The following is a 3,761-nucleotide window of genomic DNA, read 5'->3' on the forward strand; positions in this document are numbered from 1 at the left end:
CATGACATTCACAGCAGGTGTAGCAACAGGATCCATGATCTTGTACAAAGCAGAAGCTGCTGCGGTGAATGCCACAGATGGAACCATCAATTCCAATACAGGAGGTACGTTGAATGTGACGGTGAGTTCATCAACGATGACGAAATTAGCAGTAAGCTTAACGAGTCCACAGACAAACGGCACAGCCTTTACAGGAACGAATACCTTGACCGCGCAAGATGCTTATGGTAATACGGCCACAGGATTTAATGCTTCGACGAATAATGTGACAGTGACCAATTCATTGGGAGGAACCGTGAGTGGTTTAGGTTCAGGAGGTACTAATGTATTGAATCAAGTGGGTGATTTTACCAGCGGTGTGGCTAATTTAACCACCGATGGAATGATCTATACAGGAACATCTGGTTCAGGAACCTTTACTTTTACCCCAGCGACAGGAACTGCAGCCACAAGTTCAAGTATAACAATCAACGCAGGTGCAGCGACTAAGTTAGTTGTCACTGGAACAGGAACACAAACAGCAGGAGGATCACAGACGGTTACGGTAACAGCAAAGGATGCGAGTGGGAATACAGCCACGACCTATACAGGAGCTAAAAGCATTACTTTCTCAGGCGCATTAGCTTCACCTAGTCCGGCCACTACACCAACGGTAGCGGGAACCAACTTTGGAACAGCCACTAGTATGACATTCACGGCAGGTGTAGCAACAGGATCCATGATCTTGTACAAAGCAGAAGCTGCTGCGGTGAATGCCACAGATGGAACCATCAATTCCAATACAGGAGGTACTTTGAGTGTAACGGTGAGTTCATCAACGATGACGAAATTGGCGGTAAGCATAGCGAATCCTCAAATTAATGGAACCGCTTTCACAGGCACCAATACCTTAACAGCTTTAGATGCTTATGGTAATACGGCTACAGGTTTTGATGCCTCAGGTAATAATATTACAGTAACGTCAAGTTTGACAGGAGTGATTACTGGTTTAGGATCAGGAGTGAATAACGTGTTGAATCAGGCAGGAGATTTTGTTAGTGGCGTGGCCAACTTAACGAGTTTAGGCATGAAGTTTACAGGAACATCTGGTTCTGGAACCTTTACCTTTACCCCAGCTTCGGGAACTGCAATAACGAGTTCATCTAGGACCATTAGCCCCGGAGCAGCTACCAAATTTGTGGTGACAGGATCGGCTACTCAAAGCGCAGGAGCATCTAATTCGATTACGATTACGGCCAAGGATGCGAGTGGAAATACAGCAACGACCTATACGGGAACAAAATCATTAACTTTTTCTGGAGCCAATGCAGCCTCTAATCCATTTACTACCCCTAAAGTTGTGGATAACGGTGCTAGTGATGTTTCTTTTGGTTCCACTACATTCTTAAGTTTTAGTTCTGGTTCAGTAAGCACCAATATGAAGTTGTATAAAGTAGAATCTGCTATTGTAGCGGTTACTGATGGTACCATTTCCGCCGCAGGAGCAGATCGCTTGACGGTAGCTGTGAGTGCAGGTGCAATGACTAAGTTTATGGTTTCATTAAATAGTAGTCAAACCAATGGTTCTGCCTTTATTGGGTCCAACTTTTTAACTGCCCAAGATGCGTATGGCAATACGGTAACGACTTTTGCTGCCAATACAAATAACGTAACTGTAACAACGAGTTTGACAGGAGCGATCACAGGTTTAGGATCAGGAGTGAACAATGTGTTGAATCAAGCAGGAGATTTTGTTAGTGGAGTGGCGAACTTAACAAGCTTAGGCATGACATTCACAGGAACCTCTGGTTCAGGAACCTTTACCTTTACACCCGCATCAGGAACAGCAATTACTAGCTCTAGCATTACAATGAATGCTGGAGCAGCGACTAAATTAGTAGTCACAGGAACAGGAACACAAACAGCAGGAGGATCACAGACGGTTACGGTAACAGCAAAGGATGCGAGTGGGAATACAGCCACGACCTATACCGGAGCTAAAAGTATTACTTTCTCAGGCGCATTAGCTTCACCTAGTCCGGCCACTACGCCAACGGTAGCGGGAACCAACTTTGGAACAGCCACTAGCATGACATTCACAGCAGGTGTAGCTACAGGATCCATGATCTTGTACAAAGCAGAAGCTGCTGCGGTGAATGCCACAGATGGAACCATCAATTCCAATACAGGAGGTACGTTGAATGTGACGGTGAGTTCATCAACGATGACGAAATTGGCGGTAAGCTTAACGAGTCCACAGACAAACGGCACAGCCTTTACAGGAACGAATACCTTGACCGCACAAGATGCTTATGGTAATACGGCTACAGGATTTAATGCATCGACGAATAATGTAACAGTGACCAATTCATTGGGAGGAACTGTGAGTGGTTTAGGTTCAGGAGGTACTAATGTACTGAATCAAGTAGGTGATTTTACCAGCGGTGTAGCTAATTTAACCACCGATGGAATTATCTATACGGGAACTTCAGGTTCAGGTACTTTTACTTTCACTCCTGCAACTGGAACAGCAATAACTAGTTCCAGTGTGACAGTCAATCCTGGAGCTGCCACGAAATTAGTAGTGACAGGTTCGGCTACTCAAACAGCTGGAACGAGTAATTCGATTACGATTACCGCCAAAGATGCGAGTGGTAATACGGTAACCACTTATACCGGTTCTAAGAACTTAACTTTCTCAGGAGCAACTAGTTCTACTGCGCCAGTAACGACACCTAAGGTAACCAATACCGCAGCAGCGGATATCGCCTTTGGAACTACCACCGCCTTGACTTTTGCTTCGGGTACTGTGACGACCAACATGAAGTTATACAACGTAGAATCAGCTGTCGTGGCTGTGACCGACGGAAGTATTTCCGCCGCAGGAGCAGATCGCTTGACTGTAGCAGTGAGTGCAGCAAGTTTCAACAAATTAGCTGTAAGCTTAGCGAGTCCACAGATAAACGGCACCGCCTTTACAGGCACGAATACCTTGACAGCTCAAGATGCTTATGGTAATACCGTAACAGGATTTGATGCTTCGGGCAATAACATTACAGTAACAACGAGCTTATCGGGAACGGTGAGTGGATTGGGAAGTGGAGTAAATAATGTGATTAACCAATTAGCTAACTTCTCGAGTGGCGTGGCGAACTTGACAAGCTTAGGCTTGAAATTCACTGGAACCATAGGATCAGGAACCTTTACATTTACACCCGCATCAGGAACAGCAGCAACAAGTTCTAGCATTACGATGAATGCTGGAGCAGCGACTAAATTAGTTGTTACTGGAACAGGAACACAAACAGCGGGAGGATCACAGACCGTTACAGTAACTGCCAAAGATGCGAGTGGCAATACAGCCACGACCTATACAGGAGCTAAAAGCATTACTTTCTCAGGCGCATTAGCTTCACCTAGTCCGGCCACTACGCCAACGGTAGCGGGAACCAACTTTGGAACAGCCACTAGTTTGACCTTTACAGCTGGTGTTGCGACAGGTTCGATGATCTTGTACAAAGCAGAAGCTGCTGCGGTGAATGCCACAGATGGAACCATCAATTCGAATACGGGTGGAACATTAGCTGTAACAGTTTCAGAATCAAGTATGACGAAGTTGGCGGTAAGTTTAACAAGCCCACAGATCAGCGGCACCGCCTTTACAGGAACGAATACCTTGACCGCACAAGATGCTTATGGTAATACAGTAACAGGATTTAGTGCAGCAGGAAATAACATAACAGTAAGTACCACATTAACAGGAGCTATTTCAGGCTTATCAG

1 protein-coding gene is annotated in these 3,761 nt (G+C 45.4%); it reads left to right on the top strand.

The features are described from left to right. Positions 1-3,761, top strand: a 3,761-nt coding sequence (locus U0R11_RS13465) for a beta strand repeat-containing protein (RefSeq protein ID WP_406752335.1), incomplete at both ends; no start/stop codon positions are given.

Origin of the sequence: Aquirufa salirivi, assembly GCF_045310485.1 — a bacterium.
GTDB lineage: Bacteria > Bacteroidota > Bacteroidia > Cytophagales > Spirosomataceae > Aquirufa > Aquirufa salirivi.